The sequence below is a fragment of the Polaribacter glomeratus genome (assembly GCF_002954665.1).
GTDB classification, from domain to species: Bacteria; Bacteroidota; Bacteroidia; order Flavobacteriales; family Flavobacteriaceae; genus Polaribacter; species Polaribacter glomeratus.
The window spans coordinates 57,944-78,205 of the sequence record NZ_MSCM01000001.1; the positions used below are offsets into that span (position 1 = coordinate 57,944).

The window sequence follows — 20,262 nt, forward strand, 5'->3', positions numbered from 1 at the left end:
GTTCGGTAGCAGTAGCAGTATTAGGTTCTCAATTGTTATTAAATAATTATCAATTATCGGTTTTTAGTGTTCAATTGTAAGTGTTCATTAGCAGTAGCAGTATTGGGTTCTCAATTGTTATTAAATAATTATCAATTATCAATTAACGGTTATCAGTTATCAGTTATCAGTTATCGGTTATCGGTGTTCAATTGTAAGTGTTCAGTAGCAGTAGCAGTAGCAGTATTGGGTTCTCAATTGTTATTAAATAATTATCAATTATCGGTTTTTAGTGTTCAGTTGTAAGTTTTCAGTAGCAGTAGCAGTATTGGGTTCTCAATTGTTATTAAATAATTATCAATTATCAATTAACGGTTATCAGTTGTAAGTGTTCAGTTGGGAGATTTAAATATCAACTGGTATTAGGAAGTATTCAGTAAGATTTGTTTTGAGAATTAGAATTTTGTTTGCTAAATGGGTTCTCGATACAATTTTTAAAAAAAAATCACTCGAACTGACGTGCTAACAAATTTAATTACTCAAATACACAGCGGGCTATAATACCTATAAGATTCTTTACTTTTTCACATACTGATAACTAACCAACTGAAAACTGTTTATTTACAACTGTTTATTTACAACTGATAACTGATAACCGATAACTGAAGACTGATTACTGAACACTGAAAACTCTTTATTGACAACTAATAATTTAAAACTGATAACCGATAATTGATTATTGAACACTCTTTATTGACAACTGATAATTTAAAACCGATAATTGATAATTGATAATTGATAATTGATTACTGAACACTGAACACTGAACACTGTTTATTTACAACTGAACACTGATAACTAACAACTGAAAACTCTTTATTGACAACTAATAATTTAAAACTGATAACCGATAACTGATTACTGAACACTGATTACCGAATACTGATAACTAACAACTGAAAACTGTTTTTTGACAACTGATAATTTAAAACTGATAACCGATAATTGATTACTGATTACTGAACACTGAACACTGAAAACTGATAATTGAAAAGTGATAACCGATAATTGATTACTGATAACTGACCACTGATTACTGAACACAGATCAACTAATAAACTCCAAAATTCGTTCTAAACGCATACCTCTGGAGCCTTTAATTAAAATAGAATGGTTTTTTAGCGGGTTCTTTTTGAGAAAGTCTTCTAACTCTTGATAGGTTTTAAATTGAGGCTTGTCGGTTTTTGCGATGTTGAAATTCTCGCCTACAAAATAAGTTTGATCAAAATTGAAAGAAGTTGCTAACTCAGTTATCGCTTGGTGTTCTGGTGCACTTTCTTTTCCTACTTCAAACATATCACCTAAAATAACTACTTTTGACGCTGCTTTTATAGTATCAAAATTTTCAAGCGCTACTTTCATGCTAGAAGGATTTGCATTGTAGGCATCCAAAATAATCGTATTGTGGAGTGTTTTAATTATTTGGGAGCGGTTATTTGTTGGCACATAACTTTCGATTGCTTGTTTAATTGCTGTTTCAGAAACTTTAAAATGAGCACCAATTGTAATTGCAGCAGCAATGTTTGTAAAATTATAGTTCCCGATTAAGTTGCTTTGAATCGATTCGTTTTTATAGGAAAGTTTTACAAAGGGATTTACTTCTATAAACTGAACATCGTTGGGGTTAAAACAAACGGAGTTGATTTCTTTTGCTCTTTCAACCTGAATGGGATCATCAATATTTATAAAAACTGTTTTATGGTTTGCTAGCAAGAACGTATATAATTCGCTTTTACCTTTAATAACCCCTTCTACACCTCCAAAACCTTCTAAATGCGCTTTTCCGAAATTGGTGATGTAGCCAAAATCTGGTTCACAAATAGTACATAAAAATTCAATTTCTTTTTGATGATTTGCACCCATTTCTACAATACCTAGTTCCGTTTTAGGATTCATAGAAAGTAAGGTCAACGGCACACCAATATGGTTGTTTAAGTTTCCTTTGGTGGCAACCGTAGTGTATTTTTTACTTAAAACTACATTGATCAACTCTTTGGTCGTTGTTTTTCCATTGCTACCAGTTAAGCCTATAATTGGTATGTTTAGCTGTTTTCTATGAAAATTGGCAAGTTTTTGAAGGGATTCTAAAACATCAGCAACTAAAAGTATACGATCGTTAGTTTTAAATTCCTTTTCATCTACAACAGCATAACTTGCGCCAAGTTTTAGTGCTTGTTCTGCAAATGTATTTCCATTAAAATTATCGCCTTTTAGGGCAAAGAAAATAGTATTTTTTCTAATGGTTCTAGTGTCTGTATCAACTAAATAGTGCTGATTGTATAGGTTGTAAAGCGCTGCTGTGTTCATTTATAAGGTATAAAAAAGCCTCATTATTTTTCAACAATGAGGCTGTATTTTTAAATATACTATTTTATCTGCTAGGATTTCTAGCTTTTCTTTTTTGATTTGACATAGGTCCTACTTTATCAGACACACATCTAAAACCAATATAGTTTGTTGCCATGTATTCTGGTAAATATCTTCTTTGTGCAGGATCTAACCAATATTCTCTATCAGACCAAGAACCTCCTTTGTAAACTCTACTAATATCACTAATTAATGTAGTTCTGTTTTTATCATCATTTGTAAAAGTAGTAGCACCGGTTTCAGAATTTGTTACTATTTCTGGACTTTTAGGTGAGTTGTACATATTAGGTCTTGCTTTAAACTGATCTTCATCATCTTTATAAAAGCGAGAAGAATTTAAATCGCCATCACCAATATTAGAGTTATCAGAAACAGAGAAATTTCTTCTCAACGTTGCGTCATCCTTGGTAATTGGTATGTATTTTATAGTTCCTGGTAGCTGCTTAGGAATAATTTTACCATTTGGTAAGGTGTCATATGCTACTTCTGCGCTAGCATCACTTGCTGCAATAACTACATTGCCCTCTTTATCAATCATTTTTTTGGTAAAAATGTTACCTCTAAAATAATTAAAGTCATTTGCTTCATTATCTATTATAGGTCTGTATACATCTGCAGTCCATTCTGCCACGTTACCAGACATATCATACAATCCAAAGCCGTTTGGAGGATACGATTTTATTTTATTAGGAATATCAGAACCATCAGAACTCCAACCTGGTAAGCCACTATATTGGCCTTTTCCTTGTTTAAAGTTTGCTAATTGATCTCCTTTATTTCTATTTCCTTTTGCTCTAGAATATTTACCATTCCAAGCATATTTTTTTCTACCTCTAATATTGTTATATTCTCGGTTTTCTATATTCGCTTTTGCTGCAAATTCCCATTCTGCTTCTGTTGGCAATCTAAAACGCTGTGATAAAATACCATCCGCTTGCGAAATTTTTCTTCCTTGAAAAGCTCCTCTTCCTGGTCTTGGAACACCTCGCTGTCTTACCGTTCTACCAACACCTCTTTTATAGATTGTAGAATCGCCATCAAATAACTTGGTAGCATCCGTTAAAAAAACATCTGTATCAAAAAAGTTACTTATAGAGTCTTGTTCAAAAATATTTTTGATATGACCTTTATCTATTAAGGTTTTTAAATTTACAGCATTGGTACGCCATTTGCAATATTCATTGGCTTGCAACCAAGTAACACCAACAACAGGATAATCTGAATATGCTGGATGGCGAAAATAATTTTCAGATAAAATATCTGTATTTCCTAAACTTTTTCTCCAAACTAAGGTATCTGGTAGAACGGAGTTGTAGATATGCTTGTAATTCTCTTCCGATGGAGGAAAAACATTCTTTGTATATTGTACATATAAAAAATATTCTGAGTTGGTAACTTCTGCTTCATCCATAAAGAACGAACGAACGTGCAACTGCTTTGGCGTGGTATTCCAATCGAACATTACATCGTCTTGTACTTGGCCCATTGTAAATGTACCGCCTTCTACAGCAACCATGCCTAAAGGTGGTTTTTGCCCAGCTTCTGTATTTCCTTTTATAAAGTTACCGTTTTTTGGATCGTTAAAGGATAAACCAGTAAGTGTAGATTTATTTGAATTCGATCTATTACAGTTAGCTAACAGCAATGTTGTTAGGATAACTAATGTTATTTTAAAAATGTTTTTCATTTCCTAATTTAAAATTGATAGGGTTTTCTATAGTGATGCAATTTACAATAAATATAATTTCTACCAAGTAAAATGTAAAAATTAACGCATCCTTTTTATGCTTATTCTTACTAAACGATTGCTTTTTTAGTTTAGTATAATTTATCTTTGTTTGCTGTAAAATATCTAAATATAATTTGCGTTATTTGAATACCTATATGAAAAAACAGTTCGTACTTCTTTTTTGCCTCTTTTTAGTGCAGTTAAACCTTGCGCAAACTTCAAATTCTGTTTTGGCTTCTGGAGATTGGTTCAAGTTTTCTGTGGATACAACGGGTGTATTTAAGATTGATAGGGCTTTGTTGCAGAGAATTGGTATTGCTACCAACGGACTAAATCCGAAGAAAATTCACATTTACGGAAATGGCGGTCAACTTCTACCAGAAGTAAACAGCGATTTTAGATATGATGATTTGCAAGAAAACGCCATTTTTATAGCAGGAGAAAATGATGGTTCTTTTGATGGTAGTGATTTTATCCTTTTTTATGCAAAAGGGCCACACGATTGGGAAGTAAACCCAAGTGCCAACTCCATAAAACATAGGCAAAACATCTATTCTGATAAAGCCTATTATTTTATAACAGTGAATGCGACTGATGGAAAAAGAATACAATCTAAAACACCAATTACAACAAACGCGACGACTCAAATAACTGTTTTTGATGATTTTATATTTCAAGAAAAAGAGCAAAAAAGTATTTTAGCTGCGGGTACACAATGGTTTTACAATAGCGATTTTAATATTATAAATACTCAGAATTTTAAAATCCCTTTTAAAAATGCGGTTCCAAACGGAAATATAAATGTAAGAGTTAAAGGAGTTTCTAATTCTGTGGTTTCCTCTACGATGGATGTAAAAGTGAATGCACAAAACGCTTTTGTAATTAACTATCCTGCCGTAAACCCAAGTGCGTTAACAAAGGCCTATGATGTTGATCGAAATGCAACACTTGCAAACACATCCGAAAATATTGACGTTTCTATTACTTATAACAATAATGGGAATCCGTCTGCAAACGCCTTTTTAGATTATATAGAAATTGTTGGGCAAAAACAATTAGTATTTTCTGATTTTCAGTTTTCATTTAGAAGTTTAGCACAAGCAACAACATCCGGTACGGTGGCGTATCAAATAGTAAATGGTGCGGCTGCTTTTCAAGTCTGGGATGTTACAAATGCAATCAACCCACAAGTAATAACCAATGAAAGTACTACTAATGAGTTTACTTTTAAGGACACTGCAGGAGCACTTAAAGAGTATATTATTTTAGAGAACAGTGATTTTTACAGACCAGAAACGGTAGCAAATGCTAAAATTAGAAATCAGAATTTACATGCGCTCAAAGATCTTAACTATATTGTAATTACCAATTCGCAACTTTCTGGGCAAGCGCAACGATTAGCAGATTACCATCAAAATAATTCAAACTTAACTACAAAAGTGGTTTTGTTAGATGAAATATATAATGAGTTTTCTTCTGGTTCTAAAGATATTACAGGAATTCGTGATTTTATAAAACATGTATATGATTCCAATTCATCCGCAGAAAAAAAACTAAAATATGTCTGTTTTTTTGGCGATGCATCTTATGATTATAAAGATAGATTGCAAGGCAATAATAATATTGTGCCTGTAAAATTATCTACTATTAGTTTTAATTTGGCAAGTTCTTGGGTTACGGACGACTTTTTTGTGATGATGGATGCCAATGAAGGAACCATGTCTACCGCACATACTGTCGATATCGCTTCGAGCCGAATTCCGGTTTCCACAATTTCTGAAGCAACAATTGTTGTGGATAAAATTTTAAATTATTATAGTAAAAAGACGATTGGAGATTGGCGAAATACGATCACTTTGGTAGCAGATGATATTGATGAAATTGGCGAGGAAGTTTTAGAACAAGGGGTAGAATCGATTGCGGATGAAATTAAAGTAAATCAGCCAATTTTTAACATCAACAAAATTTATGCAGATGCCTATGTACAAGAAAATTCTTCTGGAGGAGAACGCTATCCTGAGGTAAACAAAGCCATTACAAATGCCATTGAAAAAGGAACCTTAGTTTTTGATTATTTTGGACACGGTGGGGAAGATGGTTTTGCATCAGAACGTATTTTAGATGTTCCTCAAATTCAGGGTTTTAACAACCCAAATACGTTGCCTCTTTTAATTACGGTTACCTGCGATTTTTCTCGATTCGACAATCCGAATAGAATTACAGCGGGTGAGTTAACATTAAAAAATAAAAATGGCGGTGCGGCAAACATGATTACCACCACAAGAGAAGTTTTTATTTCGGTTGGTCAACGTTTTAATGAAGAATTAATTCGGATTTTATTAGCTTTTAATGATGAAGATTTTACCATTGCAGAGGCATTAATGACTGCAAAAAACAATTTTTCTAGCACCCAAAAGTTCTTTATTTATTCTTTTGGTGATCCTGCCATGAAATTAGCAGTTCCTAAACCAAACATTCGTATTACCAAAATGAATGATATAGACATTACCCAATCTTTAGATACGATTAAAGCATTGTCTAAAGTACGATTTGAAGGCATTGTTACAGACAATTCAAATGCCATTTTAACCAATTTTAATGGCACACTTTCTACCACTGTTTTTGATAAATTAATTGATAAAACAACTTTGGATAATGATGGTTTTGGTGTTAAAATGACTTTTGATACCCAAGATAGTAAGTTGTTTAGAGGAAAATCAACGGTAGAAAACGGGAAATTTAGTTTTGACTTTATTGTGCCAAAAGACATTAAAATCGCTTACGGAAAAGGGAAATTAAGTTTTTACGCAGAAAACGGAGAAATAGACAAAGCGGGATATAATTTTGACGTTATTGTGGGCGGAATTGACGAAAATGCGCCTGATGATACGCTTGGTCCAGAAATAAAATTGTTCATGAATGATGAATCTTTTATTGATGGTGGCAATACAAATGCGTCTCCTAATTTAATTGCTGTGCTATTTGATGCAAGCGGAATTAACACCTCTATAACCGCTGTAGACCATGATATTGTTGGAATTTTAGACGGCGATACAGCAAACCCAATTATTTTAAATGACTTTTATCAAACGGAATTAAACGATTTTTCGAAAGGAAAAGTAAGTTATACGTTACGGGATTTAGAGGTTGGGCCGCACACTTTAAAACTAAAAGCGTGGGACACTTACAATAACTCATCAGAAACTACGTTAAATTTTGTGGTAGTTAGTGATGCTATTTTAAATTTAGAAAATGTGCTAAACTATCCCAATCCTTTTGTAAATTATACAGAGTTTTGGTTTAATCATAACAAGCCAAATGAGCCTTTAGAGGTGCAAGTTCATGTTTTTACAGTTTCTGGTAAATTGGTAAAAACCATTAATCAAAATATACAAACTACAGGTAATTTATCAAGAAGTATTACTTGGAATGGTTTAGATGATTTTGGTAATAAAATAGGAAAAGGAGTCTATATTTATAAGTTAAGAGTAAAATCGACTGCTAGTAATTTGGTTTCAGAGAAGTATGAAAAATTAGTAATACTGCAATAAAAATTAGATATTTGTAAAACTAACAAGAATAACAGAAGATGAAAAAAATAGGATTTTGTATTGCACTTTGTGCTCTAGTAAGTTTAAAAATAAGCGCTCAAACCGATACACAACAAACAGGTGGGATAACTACTGCTACTCCGTTTTTATTAATTGTACCCGATGCTAGAGCAGGAGGAATGGGAGATATGGGTGTTGCAACAACAGCAGATGCTTTTTCATTATTTCACAATCCTGCAAAAATTGTTTTTAGTGATCGACAAATAAAAACAGGGTTAACGTATTCGCCTTGGTTGCGTAATTTAACCGATGATATTTTTATTGGAAGTGGTTCTTATATTAATCGGTTTAGTGAAAACTCTGCCTGGGGAGCAGATTTTAAATATTTTTCTTTAGGACAAATCGATTTAACAAACGATCAAGGAGACTCTAACGGAAGTATAAACCCTAATGAATTAGTTGCAACAGGTTCATACGCTTTAAAATTAAGCGAAACTTTTTCTATGGGTGTTTCCTTAAAATACATACGATCTAATTTAGCCTTTAACGGAACAGCAGGAAATGTTTTACAGCCAATTAATTCTTTTGCGGTAGATGTTTCTGGGTATTATCAATCTTTTGAAGAAAATTACGGTAATTTTAATGGACGTTATAGAATTGGTTTTAATATTGCTAATATTGGACCAAAAGTATCTTACACACCAGGTCAAGAAGATTTTATACCAACAAATTTAAAATTTGGTGGTGGTTTTGATTTTATTTTAGACGATTACAACATTATCTCTACAACGGTAGAATTTACAAAATTATTAGTGCCAACGCCACAACCAGACGGTTCTGATCAAGACCAAGGATGGATTCAAGGAATGTTTAGTTCTTTTGGAGATGCGCCAGGCGGATTTAGTGAAGAATTGCAAGAATTTACTTATGCTTTAGGAGCAGAATATTTATACAATAATGCTTTTGCTTTAAGAGGTGGGTATTTTCACGAAAGTCAAGACAAAGGAAACAGACAATATTTTACATTAGGTGCTGGTTTTAAAACCAACGCTTTAAATATCGATTTATCTTATTTAATTAACTCTTCGGATGTAAATAATCCGTTAGAAAACTCTTTACGTTTTTCTTTATCTTTTGATTTAGGAGAAATCTATGACAATTATTAAAAGTGATAAATTTTTAGTAAATTTACAATTATAGAAGCAGTCAAAAAAGGCTGCTTTTTTTGACTCCATTATTTATGAAAAAAATACAAATAGCAACAGCTGCAACCCTTTTTAATGATGTGTCTGAACTTTCTTTAGAGGATAAAATGTTAATGGATAAGGCGGTAAAAGCTAGAAAAAAGGCATACGCGCCGTACTCTAAATTTAATGTTGGTGCCGCTTTGTTGTTAGAAAATAATGAAATTGTTTTAGGAAACAATCAAGAAAATGCTGCGTATCCGTCAGGAATGTGTGCAGAAAGAGTTGCCGTTTGGATGGCAGGAGCAACATTTCCTGGTGTAAAAATTTTAAAATTAGCAATATCAGCAAGTTCATCTATTAAAAAAGTAGATAAACCCGTAGGACCTTGTGGTGCTTGTAGGCAATCCTTATCAGAATATGAAATTAAACAAAAGCAACCTTTTCAAGTGCTGTTTATGGGCGAAGTTGGTGAAATTGTAAAAACTGAATCGCTGCTTTCATTATTGCCTTTTTCTTTTGATAGCTCTTATCTTTAAAATAAAATTAGTGAACTAATTACTACCTTTAACCTGTGCCCGACGATTACGTTGGCATTTAGAAAGGTTTCTTTTAAATTATGAAAGCAGATATCTCTAGTAGAAAAGACATTAAACACATCATCTCAAAATTTTATGAAAAGTTATTGGTGGACCAAAAAATGATTCCTTTTTTTAGTGATATTGTCATAGAAAATCAATTAGAACATCATTTAGAAGTAATTACCGATTTTTGGAACGATATCCTTTTTGACACAATTTCATATAGTAACAATGTGATGAAAAAACATCTAGATAAAAACGTTTTTGTAACTTTTAAGAAAGAACATTTTACACTTTGGGTATCGTATTTTTTAGAAACTATTGATACTTATTTTGCAGGAGAAAATTCAGAAAGAATGAAGACCAGAGCTCAATCTATTGCTACAGTGATGCAATTAAAACTGAACCTTTTTACAGATAAATAAGTTTCTTTTTTTAATTTGAATTTCGTTTTTTTATAGTAATTTAACATTTGGTCTATTTAAAAACCACTTAATTTTACATCAGTTGTTAATTTAAAGCAAAATGATTTCGTCAAAAATTACAGGTACCGGAACCTTTATTCCGACTCTAAAAAAAGAGAACACAGATTTTTTAAATGAAAAGTTTTTAAACGCTGATGGTTCTGCCCTTGCATCAGAGAATGATGTTATTATAGAAAAATTTAAAGCAATTACAGGTATTCAAGAAAGACGCTATGCCCGAGCTGAATACACCAGTTCTGATTTGGCTTTTTTTGCTGCTCAAAAAGCAATCGAAGATGCTCATATCAACAAAGAAGAGATCGATTATATTATTTTTGCGCATAATTTTGGTGATGTAAAAGTAGGAACGATTCAGGGTGATATGCTACCAAGTTTAGCTACCAGAGTAAAGTATAAGTTAAAAATAGAAAACCCAAATTGTGTAGCGTACGATATTTTATTTGGTTGCCCAGGCTGGATTCAAGGTGTTATACAAGCACAAGCTTTTATCAAAGCCGGAATTGCAAAAAAATGTTTGGTCATTGGAGCAGAAACTTTATCAAGAGTAGTTGATAAGTATGATAGAGATTCTATGATATATAGTGATGGTGCAGGAGCTTGTATTGTTGAAGAAACAACAGAAACAGACTCAGGAATTTTAAGTCATGCAACGCAAACTTTTGCAAAAGAAGAAGCCTATTATTTACATTACGGAAGTTCATTTAACAAAGATGAAGACAAAAATGTACGCTACATTAAAATGTTTGGACGTAAAATTTACGAATTTGCGATAACAAATGTTCCTACGGCAATGAAAATGGCTTTGGATAAAAGCGGTGTTGATATTAGTGATGTAAAGAAAATTTTTATTCACCAGGCTAATGAAAAAATGGATGAAGCGATTGTAAAACGTTTCTTTAGATTGTATAAAATGGCAGTACCTGAAGGTATTATGCCAATGAGTATTCATAAATTAGGAAACAGTTCTGTGGCAACAGTGCCAACTTTACTCGATTTGGTTTTAAAAGGAAAAATTGAGAATCAATCGGTTCATAAAGGTGATGTAATCATTTTAGCCTCTGTAGGAGCGGGAATGAACGTAAATGCGATTGTGTACAAATATTAAAGTTTTTTATTAAAGGTTTAAAGTTCATAGAAAATGAGTTACAATATATACTGTTAACGCTGTTTTCTATGAACCTATGTATCTAATCTTTTTAATGATATGGTAACTATTTAGTGAACGAATTCTCGATCTTTTTTGCAAATAAATTAACTTAAAAATTCTAACTTCTTATATCGGAAATCTAATATCAAAATATTATTTTTGCGCATGCAACAAGACCAAGTACTTATTTTAGATTTTGGATCGCAATACACTCAGTTAATTGCGAGAAGAGTTAGGGAATTAAACATTTATTGTGAAATTCACCCTTTTAATCATCCACCAAAGGAATTAGAAAACTTTAAAGCAGTCATCTTATCAGGAAGTCCAAACTCTGTAAGAGGAGAAAATGTGCTACATCCAGATGTATCGGAAATCAGAGGAAAAAAACCTTTGTTGGCAGTGTGTTATGGAGCGCAATATTTAGCTCATTTTTCTGGAGGAAAAGTAGCACCATCAAACACAAGAGAATATGGTAGAGCAAATTTGTCATTTGTAAAAAATGATGAAATGTTCTTTCAAAATATTTCTGAAGGCAGCCAAGTTTGGATGAGTCATTCCGATACTATTAAAGAACTACCAACGAACGGCGTTTTATTGGCAAGTACAAAAGATGTAGAAAATGCGGCTTATAAAATAGCAGGCGAAGATACATTTGCCATTCAATTTCACCCAGAAGTATATCATACAAAAGACGGAAAACAATTATTGGCAAACTTTTTGGTAGACATTGCAAAGGTTGCACAAACTTGGACGCCAGATTCTTTTGTAGAAAGTACGGTAGCTGCTATTAAAGAAAAAGTTGGCACAGATAAAGTTGTTTTAGGGCTTTCTGGAGGTGTAGATTCTACGGTTGCAGCAGTTTTATTACACAAAGCGATCGGCAAAAACTTGTATTGTATTTTTGTTAATAATGGTTTGTTGCGTAAAAATGAGTTCGAAAGCGTACTTAAACAATACGAAGGAATGGGTTTAAACGTTAAAGGTGTAGATGCATCAAAACGTTTTTTAGATAAATTAGCAGGTATTTCTGATCCAGAAGGAAAAAGAAAAGCAATTGGTGGTACCTTTATTGATGTTTTTGATGACGAAGCGCATCATATACAGGATGTAAAATGGTTAGCGCAAGGTACTATTTATCCGGATGTAATTGAATCTGTATCTGTAAATGGAGGTCCATCAGCAACTATAAAAAGTCATCATAATGTAGGCGGTTTGCCAGATTATATGAAGTTGCAAATTGTGGAACCGTTGCGAATGATTTTTAAAGATGAGGTGCGAAGAGTAGGTGCATCTTTAGGTATTGATCCAGAATTATTAGGACGTCATCCTTTTCCTGGACCAGGATTGGGAATTAGAATCTTGGGAGATGTTACCGCAGAAAAAGTACGTATTTTACAAGAAGTAGATGCTATTTTTGTAAACGGATTAAAAGAAGATGGTTTGTATGATAAAGTTTGGCAAGCAGGAGCAATGTTATTACCCGTAAATTCTGTAGGAGTAATGGGTGATGAGCGAACGTATGAAAAAGTGGTTGCTTTAAGAGCGGTAGAAAGTACAGACGGTATGACGGCAGATTGGGTAGATTTACCGTATAAATTTTTGCAAAAAATATCGAATAAAATAATAAATCAGGTAAAAGGTGTAAATAGAGTTGTGTATGACATCAGCTCAAAACCACCTGCAACTATAGAATGGGAATAGAACATATGAAGCACGTAAAAATTTTTATATTTCTATGTATTTTAACATTTACCGTTTCTTGCGGTCAACAGAAAAGATACATACAATACAAAGTTGAAAAAGGCGAAACTATTAGTAGTATCGCTCGTAATTTAAACATGGATGCGAAAGATTTACTTCGTTTAAATCCTGATGTAGCTGGTGGGCTTAGAGCAGATTCTTATATCGTTGTGCCAGAAAAGAGTTTGAACAATTATATGTCTAAAAACATAAAAGAGCAAACAGAAACTGCTGTAGACACAAATGCAACTTCTAATGAAGACGCTGCTATGGATGCAAAGGCAAAACTTTTAAATGAATTAAGAGAGAAGTATGTTCTTTATGAGGTTAAAAAAGGAGAGACTTTTTATAACCTAAACAAACTTTTTAATGTTACAAGAGCGCAATTATTAGTACTAAATCCTGAGTTGATTGAAGGCATTAAAGTTGGTCAGATCTTAAAAATTAAGGAGATAGCTGCTAAAGTTATTTCTGATATAAATTTTTATGATGATTACATTAAGCCAAACACCTCTTTAAAAGTAGCGTTATTGTTACCGTTTAAAGCAGATCTGTATAATATTGATACACTTGCACCAAAAGAGATTTTTATTAAAAATGCTACTCTTGTAAATATTGCAACTGATTTTTATATGGGTGCAGAAATTGCCATAGATTCTTTAAGAGGTCGCGGTGTACAAATAGATTTTAATGTTTTTGATACAGGTGATAGAAGTGCAAACGGAGTAAGAAGTATTTTGGCAAATAGAAATTTTAACAACAGCGACGTTGTTATTGGTCCTTTGTATTCAGAAGAAGTTAAAATAGTAGCAAATAGTGTAAATGTTCCGGTTGTATTTCCGGTGTATTCTAATAATCAATCAGAATTTTCTTCTTCAAATATTGTTAAAACATCACCAGAAAAAAGTGTTTTTAGAGAAGAGTTAGAAAGATATATTAAAGAACACTTTGATCATGGAAACATTATAATTGTGAGTGATGATAAAGCGGCTTCGTTAGAAACGAGTAGAATGTTAAGGTCTTCTTTACAATCTAAAATTAGTGCAAGTAGCATTCATTTATTAACCCCAAGTAAAGGCTATATTGCAAAATCAAGATTTTCTCAAATATTAAAACCAAACACAAAAAACTGGGTTATTATTGCTTCGGATAGCAACTTAATTATTGCTGATGTAATAAATAGTTTAATTAGTTTACCAGAAGAAACCACCACCAAAGTTTTCTCTTTTGACAAAAGCAACGTCTACGAAAATGTGGATAATAGAAAATTAGCAAAAGTTGGTTTTACCTATGTAAGCGATGAGTTTATTGATGAGAATTCGCCAGAAACCAGAGCTTTTAACAGTCAATATTACAAAAAGAATAATACATTACCTTCTTTTTATGCTACTAAAGGGTTCGATATAACTTATGATATCTTAGTAAGATTAGCATCCGGAAATGATTTAAAGACAACTTTTAAAGACGGCGCATCCTCAAGAATTGAGACAAAATTTGACTACAGAAACCAAGAGTCAGAGAATCAAGGTTTGTTTATTGTGCAATATAATAAAGATTTAACGTTAACAAAGTTGAAGTAATATTTTATACATTTAAGGTATTTTAATCAGTTAGTAATGAAAAATATATAAAATAAAAAAATCCGCTAAAAGCGGATTTTTTTTATATTAGAAATTAAGAAAATTAGATTTTCTTCATCTGTGTTTTCATCATTTGTATTTGCTCTTTTAGCATGCCGTGTTTGTCTAATTTTTTAGCTTCTGCCATTAAATTAGTTGCTTCTCGCTTGCGTCTTTTGGTCATTGCAATTCCTGCTAATTGTAATTTTGCCATTGCTAAATCATGATCCATAGACAAGCCTATTTTTACCGCTTTACGCAAATATTTTTCTGCTTGTGTAATGTTCGTTTGGCTTAACATAATTCCGTGTAAATAGTTATAATACCCTTGTTGTTTTGTAATCAAAGCAGCCTCTGGGTTTTTGATATAGTTTAACCATTTTTGTGCTGCAGGAAAATTTTGTTTACGCAATTGTAAAAAAGCCAATAAAATAAATTCATTTTTAAAATAGAACAAAATGAAAATTCCGGCGAATAATAAGATGGAAATTCCGTTCATAATATTTCCTTGACTAAATTGGTAAACAGCCCAAGCTGAAATTAAAGCTGCTAAAACTAATTTTATGTTTTTATGAAACATTGTATATATATAATTTTTTGTAATCTCGATTAAATTCGAGCGATCGTTTTACTAAGTGAAATGCAAAAATACATTTTAAAATGAAAATACCTACAAGCTTTTTATATTGAATCTAGTTCAGGATAAGAAAACTTGTAGGGATTAAACTATTTCTTGTAGTGTTTTTTATATTTAAACCAAGAAAATGTTCCAAGAATGGCAACAAATCCTATGGAGTAGTATACAGTTGTTGGTGTAATTACTCGATCTCCACTCGCATAAGAATGCAATCCAGATAAATAGAAATTTACTCCAAAGTAAGTCATCATAATAGATGCATATGCAATGATAGACCAAAGATTAAAGGTATATCTACCTCGTAAACCAGGAATTAAACGCATATGTAAAACAAAAGCGTACACCATAATAGAGATTAGTGCCCAAGTTTCCTTTGGATCCCAACCCCAATAACGACCCCAACTTTCATTGGCCCACATACCGCCTAAAAAAGTACCGATTGTTAGCATAACGAGTCCAACAGTAATTGCCATTTCGTTTATAACGGTAAGTTCTTTAATATGAACATCCATTCTTTTTTTATTATTTTCATTGGTAAATAGCATTATGAAAAGAGAGAATATTCCTAAAATTAACCCTAGAGTGAAAGGACCATAACTTGCCACAATTATTGAAACATGCACTTTTAACCACCAAGAATTTAATACAGGTTGTAAATTTGCAATCTCTGGATCTAACCAACTTTGACTTGCAAAAAATAGTGTAACTGCAGTAATAAATGTAGTTGCAGTAATGGTTAAAGCAGATTTTCTGCCTAAAAATAATCCAAATAACATGGTTGCCCAGGCTACAAAGATGATAGATTCATAGGCATTACTCCAAGGTGCGTTTCCACTAATGTACCATCTTGCAGCCAAGCCTAAAGTGTGCAGTATAAAGAAAGAGACAACAACACCAATTAAAATTTTTACAACATAATTAATCCATTTTTTAGCACTAAATATCTGTGCAACTACAAATAGTATTAAAAGTAAACTTGCAAAACCATAATAACGCACCAATTTTGAAAAAACACTGTATTTGTTGTACGCGATTTCTAATTCTACTTGCCTATCTGAAGGAAGAACTTCTGACCCAAACTTCTCTTGATATTTTTTTATACCCGCTAAAAGCTGATTTGCTTTAGTATAATCGCCTGTTTTTTTTGCCGTTTGCAATAACTGCACATAAAGAGGTAATGATTTGCGAACAAAGATTGAATCTTGTGGTTTAAAACCTTCTGTTGACGAAGTTTCTGGTTGTGAAACCCATTTATTATTTTCATCACCAGGAATTGGGTAAATTTTTAAAATTCCACCACCAATTGCACCATATAATAAGCCAACTCTTTTATCAATTTTAATCAAATCTTTATCAAAATAACTCTTTACACTTTTCTTTTGTGCTTCGGCAACGTCTTCTCTAATTTTATAAGTTGCATTATCTGTAAAAAAATCTGATAAACGGGCATATTTGGCAGTTTCAGGTAAACCTAATTGTGCTCTAATTTTTGTATTTCCTTTCTCTAAAAAAACAGCAGGAACTTCATACCAAAGCCTTGGGTTTTCTATAATAGATAGTAAAACCTGACTAGGTTCCATGCCATATAAAGTTTCTGTTTGACTAACTTTTCTTACCAATTCTGATGCAAAAGTATGCGCAGGTTTCATTCGCCCACCAGCATCCTGAATTACTAATTTGTTAAAACTTTCTGCATGTTCTAAAGAAACTAAATTAGATTTTAATAAAGAATCTACTTGTTGATCAGAAATTCTGCTAGCGCCATGCCCATTTTCATGTTGGCTGTAACTAAAAGAAGATAAGAAAACAGCAAGCATAACAGACATCGTTATTTTTTTCTTTCTAATTTTCTTTAATGAGTTTTTTAAATCATCAAATCGTGTAAACTTTGCAAAGAAGATACAAATCATGCCTGTATATAAAAATGAATATCCTAAATATGTAATTAGGGTTCCCAAAAAATCATGATTTACAGAAAGGTGCGTTTGTTCTTTCTCTCCGGATAAATCATAACTAGCCTGAAATAGTTTATAACCTTTATGGTCTAAAATATGATTCATAAAAATTCTAAAATCAAAGGTTTCATTATCATCAATTACAGTTACTTCACTAGCGTATGAGGCTGCACTTTCTGATCCTGGATATTTTTCTAGCTGAAAATCATTCAGTTTTACTTTAAAAGGAGTTTCTAATATTTTCGCTCCATACCACATTCTAAAATTCAATCCATTCAAGGTAAATTCTTTTGTATCATCGCTATTAAATTTCCCGCCTGTAAGTTCTACTCTTTTTGTTTCGTTATTAGTGATAATATCTAAAACAACAACATCTAACATTTTATCATCTTTAACGCCACTAATGGTTTTCATTACTCCTTTACTAGGATATTGAGGCACTACAAAAGGCAATCCATGCACATTGTAAAGAGAACGTAATTTAAAATCTTGAATGCTGTCTTGTGCCAAGGTTCCTTTTTCTTGAGTTGCCATAACTTGAAAAGTACCAGCTTCTTTTGCATTAATTTTTAAGGAGTCATTTCTCTTAAAAATATTGATGGATGCTGAATTGTCTGGAGCATTGTAACCCACTAAAATATTGTGGATATTTTGAATAGTACCAGATTTTATATAATGTTCATGTCTACTTCCGCTAGAAGATTCCACGAAAAACAAATACTCATCTCCGTTTTCATCATCAACTAATTTTTTCTCTGCCCAAGGGATGTAATCCACTAAATTTACTTTGTATTCTTTGTCTCTAAATGCATCTGCATAAGACCAAGAATTTTTGCCCCAAGCAGAAAGTAAAATAGGTTTATGAACTGTTTTTTGTTCTTCATTGTTATCTACAATGACATTTATGTAGGTAGTTTCTGATAAAAATTGACTGGTAGTTTGACCTTCATCGATCAACATAATACCTTCAAAACCAATATATCTTGTTACTGCAGCGCCTACAAGAATTAATAAAAAAGATAAATGAAACATTAATGTAGCCCATTTTTCTTTTTTGTACAATCTGTATCTAAATATGTTTCCAAAAAAATTGATCATAAAAAAGACCATAATCGCTTCAAACCACCAAGCGTTATAAACTAAAGCTTTAGAGGTTTGCGTGCCATAGTCATTTTCTATAAAAGTTGCAATGCCCATCGCAGCTGCAAAAATAATAAATAAGACTGCTGTTAATCGTGTTGAGTAGAGGAAATTGAAAATTTTTTTCATCTGAATTGTTGCTTTTTAAAGTCATGCAAAAATAAGGATAAAAGCAACAAGACTTGATACTGATAGGATGTTTTTTGTTGTTAAGAAGTGTTAAAAATTAGCTTAAAAGTTATTTTGGCAGCTTATTATTTACTCTTTTTTTGTAATCTGTAATTAGTAGTTTCGCCTAGTACTATTTCTTTGATTATTGGATATTATAAATATTCAAATTAGAAATCATCTAATGTTGTTTTTTATATTTTAAAAGAGAAATTAGAGAAACAAAAGCCCATACACCTTCAAGAATTATAAAAGGAAGATATTCCATTAAAATGGATGCAACACAAGCTAAACTTGCGCCAATTAAGTTGAATAGGATAAAAAATAAGTTTTTATGGTGTAGTTTGCCGCTTATATTTAAGATGTAGGCAAAAAGTATAAAGGAAACACCCACAGAACCAATCCAGTCTATTATGTTCATTTGTTAAATTTTATTAAGGTTTTTAAAACTATTTATCGCTTCTTGTTTGATACTTTATAGAACAATTTGGCAGCCAATTCTTTAAATTTTCTTTGTCTTTTTTTGTCAGAAAATCATCATCTATTTTCAATGACTTTAGGTTTGTCAACTTCCTTATATTTGAGGAAATTGATTTTATAGGATTATCCCAAATTTCTAATTTCTCAAGCTGAACCATATCTCCGATATTTTCTGGAATACTTTCTATTTGATTATCAAAAATTAAGAGCACTTTAATATTTGATAAATAGTGCGTTTCAATACCTAATTTATGTATCTTATTTGAATACAAATCAAGAGTTTCTAATTTTTCAAGACGTTTATCTACAAAAGACAAATTAGTAAATGAATTCCCATCTAAAGAAAGCCATTTTAAATTTGGGATGTTTTTAATTTCGTCTGGTAGTTGTGTTAGTTTGTTTCTTGATATATCAAAATATTCTAAATTACCATATTCTGATAAATCACAATTAATTTCTTTAATTCTTGTTGCAGCAAACGAGAGACTCTTTAATCGCTTTAGTTTATTTAGGGCACAAGGAAATTCACTGATCGGATTTGCAGCCATAATTAAATCTTGCAACGTGCTAATTTCAAAAACTTGTTTTGGTATTTCTGTTAAATCATTACCTGTTAGAATTGCTTTGTAAATATTCAATGTATCTAATCCATCGGGCAATGAAGTCAATCCTTTACTTTGAAGCCATAAATATTTTCCTTTAATATCAGACCAAATAATCGGGTTCTTTCTTTTATAACTGCTGTTAATATTGTTAAGCTCAATGTCATTACAGAGCGCTGTAATTTTAGTTTTAGCAGTATTCTCTTTAGATTTCTGGGTTGTAAAAAGCCACGCTTTTATTACATTTTCATTGATGATGCAGTCATATTCGAAATTTGGATTCCAATTAATTTTATCAATATCGGTTACCCTGCCATTTTCAGTATATAATTGAATTCTGTTAGGTATTTCTTCAATTTTTGTTGATGTTATAAGGATTCCGTTTTCCGGAATATTTATTTTTTTAGTCCAAAAGATAGTTTCTGGAAGTTTTGGATACGCATCAATACCGAATATTATTCCAGCTTCTCCATTAAAGCCTTTTGGAAATATAATTTGGTTATGCTCTTGCCATTTTAAATAGGACCAACATAAAAATAATACATAAATGACTGTAATACTAATTTGACTTATTTTAAAAACTCTTTTGTTGGTTATACTTATTTTAAGTAAAAAGTCAATTAGATAAAGTAGAAGCCCAATACCTGCAATACACAACCCGAGAAGTATCAAATACCCTAAAGGGAGAACAGCAATGCTTAATCCAATTACTATTGTAAGAAATCCACAAACTTTTAATGGCGTTGCTACAATTCTTTTCACAGTTTTTGAGTATTAATTTTAATAAGAGGATTAAGCAGATTAATATTCTTAACAACGAAATAACCAAGCATGTGCT

The 20,262-nt window shown here is 31.9% G+C and carries 13 protein-coding genes; 7 read left to right on the plus strand and 6 right to left on the minus strand.

What is annotated here, in order from left to right; translation table 11 throughout:
• Positions 1 to 1,086: 1,086 nt before the first annotated feature.
• Entirely contained in the window at positions 1,087 to 2,346 is a 1,260-nt protein-coding gene (locus BTO16_RS00240) for a UDP-N-acetylmuramoyl-tripeptide--D-alanyl-D-alanine ligase (RefSeq protein WP_105019688.1), read from the minus strand.
• A gap of 64 nt (positions 2,347 to 2,410) precedes the next feature.
• Positions 2,411 to 4,093: a gliding motility lipoprotein GldJ gene (gldJ, locus tag BTO16_RS00245; RefSeq protein ID WP_105019689.1), complete on the minus strand. Its 1,683-nt coding sequence runs from the start codon at positions 4,091 to 4,093 to the stop codon at positions 2,411 to 2,413.
• Positions 4,094 to 4,290: 197 nt separating this feature from the next.
• Between gldJ and porU the strand changes: the two genes are divergently transcribed.
• From porU to BTO16_RS00280, 7 genes are all read left to right on the plus strand, one after another.
• A complete protein-coding gene (gene porU / locus BTO16_RS00250) occupies positions 4,291 to 7,686 on the plus strand; it encodes a type IX secretion system sortase PorU (RefSeq protein ID WP_105019690.1) in 3,396 nt (1,131 codons plus the stop codon).
• Positions 7,687 to 7,724: 38 nt separating this feature from the next.
• Complete coding sequence (gene porV / locus BTO16_RS00255) at positions 7,725 to 8,852, plus strand: type IX secretion system outer membrane channel protein PorV (RefSeq protein ID WP_105019691.1); 1,128 nt, start codon at positions 7,725 to 7,727, stop codon at positions 8,850 to 8,852.
• Positions 8,853 to 8,926: 74 nt separating this feature from the next.
• Positions 8,927 to 9,409, plus strand: coding sequence for a cytidine deaminase (gene cdd, locus BTO16_RS00260; RefSeq protein ID WP_105019692.1), 483 nt, complete (start codon positions 8,927 to 8,929; stop codon positions 9,407 to 9,409).
• Between the two features lie 80 nt (positions 9,410 to 9,489).
• A complete protein-coding gene (locus BTO16_RS00265; protein ID WP_105019693.1) occupies positions 9,490 to 9,876 on the plus strand; it encodes a group III truncated hemoglobin in 387 nt (128 codons plus the stop codon).
• A 100-nt stretch (positions 9,877 to 9,976) separates the two neighbouring features.
• Positions 9,977 to 11,041 carry a 3-oxoacyl-ACP synthase III family protein gene (locus BTO16_RS00270; RefSeq protein ID WP_105019694.1) on the plus strand — a complete coding sequence of 355 codons (1,065 nt, stop codon included), beginning with the start codon at positions 9,977 to 9,979 and terminating at the stop codon, positions 11,039 to 11,041.
• 207 nt (positions 11,042 to 11,248) lie between these two features.
• On the plus strand, positions 11,249 to 12,784 hold the full coding sequence (guaA, locus tag BTO16_RS00275; protein WP_105019695.1) for a glutamine-hydrolyzing GMP synthase: 1,536 nt from the start codon (positions 11,249 to 11,251) through the stop codon (positions 12,782 to 12,784).
• Positions 12,785 to 12,789: 5 nt separating this feature from the next.
• The gene (locus tag BTO16_RS00280; RefSeq protein WP_245891910.1) at positions 12,790 to 14,403 is read left to right on the plus strand and encodes a PBP1 and LysM peptidoglycan-binding domain-containing protein; all 1,614 of its coding nucleotides are present in this window, start codon (positions 12,790 to 12,792) and stop codon (positions 14,401 to 14,403) included.
• Between the two features lie 103 nt (positions 14,404 to 14,506).
• Here the strand turns inward: BTO16_RS00280 and BTO16_RS00285 are convergent, their stop codons facing one another.
• The 4 genes from BTO16_RS00285 to BTO16_RS00300 form a co-directional block, all read right to left on the minus strand.
• Positions 14,507 to 15,022: a hypothetical protein gene (locus BTO16_RS00285; protein WP_105019697.1), complete on the minus strand. Its 516-nt coding sequence runs from the start codon at positions 15,020 to 15,022 to the stop codon at positions 14,507 to 14,509.
• Between the two features lie 146 nt (positions 15,023 to 15,168).
• Positions 15,169 to 18,303: a cytochrome c biogenesis protein CcsA gene (gene ccsA / locus BTO16_RS00290; protein WP_105019698.1), complete on the minus strand. Its 3,135-nt coding sequence runs from the start codon at positions 18,301 to 18,303 to the stop codon at positions 15,169 to 15,171.
• Between the two features lie 220 nt (positions 18,304 to 18,523).
• A complete protein-coding gene (locus tag BTO16_RS00295) occupies positions 18,524 to 18,763 on the minus strand; it encodes a CBU_0592 family membrane protein (RefSeq protein WP_105019699.1) in 240 nt (79 codons plus the stop codon).
• A 28-nt stretch (positions 18,764 to 18,791) separates the two neighbouring features.
• Complete coding sequence (locus tag BTO16_RS00300; RefSeq protein WP_105019700.1) at positions 18,792 to 20,186, minus strand: leucine-rich repeat domain-containing protein; 1,395 nt, start codon at positions 20,184 to 20,186, stop codon at positions 18,792 to 18,794.
• Positions 20,187 to 20,262 lie beyond the last annotated feature (76 nt).

What these genes read in the sequence shown, in the direction of transcription:
- BTO16_RS00280 (WP_245891910.1), top strand. Translation starts at nt 12,790, where the DNA reads ATGAAGCACGTAAAAATTTTTATATTTCTATGTATTTTAACATTTACC.
- BTO16_RS00295 (WP_105019699.1), bottom strand. Translation starts at nt 18,763, where the DNA reads ATGAACATAATAGACTGGATTGGTTCTGTGGGTGTTTCCTTTATACTT.
- BTO16_RS00285 (WP_105019697.1), bottom strand. Translation starts at nt 15,022, where the DNA reads ATGTTTCATAAAAACATAAAATTAGTTTTAGCAGCTTTAATTTCAGCT.
- ccsA (WP_105019698.1), bottom strand. Translation starts at nt 18,303, where the DNA reads ATGAAAAAAATTTTCAATTTCCTCTACTCAACACGATTAACAGCAGTC.
- gldJ (WP_105019689.1), bottom strand. Translation starts at nt 4,093, where the DNA reads ATGAAAAACATTTTTAAAATAACATTAGTTATCCTAACAACATTGCTG.
- BTO16_RS00240 (WP_105019688.1), bottom strand. Translation starts at nt 2,346, where the DNA reads ATGAACACAGCAGCGCTTTACAACCTATACAATCAGCACTATTTAGTT.
- guaA (WP_105019695.1), top strand. Translation starts at nt 11,249, where the DNA reads ATGCAACAAGACCAAGTACTTATTTTAGATTTTGGATCGCAATACACT.
- BTO16_RS00270 (WP_105019694.1), top strand. Translation starts at nt 9,977, where the DNA reads ATGATTTCGTCAAAAATTACAGGTACCGGAACCTTTATTCCGACTCTA.
- BTO16_RS00265 (WP_105019693.1), top strand. Translation starts at nt 9,490, where the DNA reads ATGAAAGCAGATATCTCTAGTAGAAAAGACATTAAACACATCATCTCA.
- porU (WP_105019690.1), top strand. Translation starts at nt 4,291, where the DNA reads ATGAAAAAACAGTTCGTACTTCTTTTTTGCCTCTTTTTAGTGCAGTTA.
- cdd (WP_105019692.1), top strand. Translation starts at nt 8,927, where the DNA reads ATGAAAAAAATACAAATAGCAACAGCTGCAACCCTTTTTAATGATGTG.
- porV (WP_105019691.1), top strand. Translation starts at nt 7,725, where the DNA reads ATGAAAAAAATAGGATTTTGTATTGCACTTTGTGCTCTAGTAAGTTTA.